General features: G+C 59.4%; 1 protein-coding gene. It reads left to right on the top strand.

Annotated elements, in window-relative coordinates; translation table 11 throughout:
- Nucleotides 1-138 precede the first annotated feature (138 nt).
- Nucleotides 139-1169 (top strand): hypothetical protein (locus A3730_RS07875; protein WP_063537859.1); only part of this gene is annotated, 1031 nt, incomplete at its 3' end.

The following is a 1169-nucleotide window of genomic DNA, read 5'->3' as shown; positions in this document are numbered from 1 at the left end:
GGGTCTTCGCCCTGTTATTGCTGGCCGCCTTTATCGAAGCGTTCTGGTCACCACGGGACCTGGCGCCAACCATCAAATACAGCGTGGGCGCGGCCTGCTGGGGCCTTTTGTACCTTTATCTTTTGTTCGGGGGACGGGATGGAACTCGAAAAGGCTAGCGCCCGCCTGGCACCGCGCAGCCCCTGGCAAGCCGCGGACCTGGGCACGCAGTTTTACCGCCACTGGGCTGGTTCCATTACCCGCGTCTGGCTGCTGTTTACCGCCGTACCCTATGCCCTGCTGTTAAGCATGGCCGCCCTGAACAACAGCCTGTGGCCCCTGTTTATCTTCTGGTGGCTCAAACCCCTGTGGGAACGCCCACTGCTGGCCTTTTACAGCCATGCCCTGTTTGGTGAAACCCTCACCCTGAAAGCCTTGCTGAAACGCTGGCGCAGTTACGCGCTGCCGGGGCTGGCCGGCCAGCTCACCTGGCGGCGCCTGAGCCCCATGCGCAGTTTCAATGCCTGCGTTTGGCAGCTTGAACAAGTGAAAGGCGACACCGCCAGCCAGCGTCTGAAAGTACTCAACAGCTACCCGTCCAACCGGGCGGGCATGCTGACCCTGCTGGTGCTGCACCTGGAACAGTTCATGACGCTCGGGCTAATGGCGTTGCTGTATATGCTGGTGCCCTGGCAATTCAATCTGGAACTCAGTGACTGGTTCTATGACCAGAGCGCATTGCAACTGGTCATCTCCGGGTTGTGTTTCTATCTGGTGCTGTGTGTCACCGAACCTCTCTACGTGGCCTGTGGCTTTGCCCTGTACCTGAACAAACGCACCTGGCTGGAAGGCTGGGATCTGCAGCTGGGCCTCAGCCGGTTGGGCAAACGTCGCCAAGCTGCCAGGAATGTCATCGGGGCTCTGCTACTCATGGCACTGGTGCCTTTCACGGAACCCGCCAGCGCCGCATCAGCACAGTCCCCGGCCACCGGGAAAACAGAACAGCAGGAAGTCATCGAGCTGCTGGCCAGCCCGGAGTTCATGCCGCTGCAAGAAAAGACCGAGCGGCAGTGGATTAATCAGGACGACAGCGAATCCGAGAGCCTGATGGAGAAAATCTGGCGGTTCCTGTTTGATAATCTGGACGATGAGGACGCCGAGACTAACAACACGCCGCTGAATATACCCGA

Source organism: Alcanivorax sp. HI0044 (assembly GCF_001634945.1).
The sequence above is the reverse complement of the archived record's forward strand: the minus strand, read 5'-3'. Positions and strand labels throughout refer to the sequence as shown.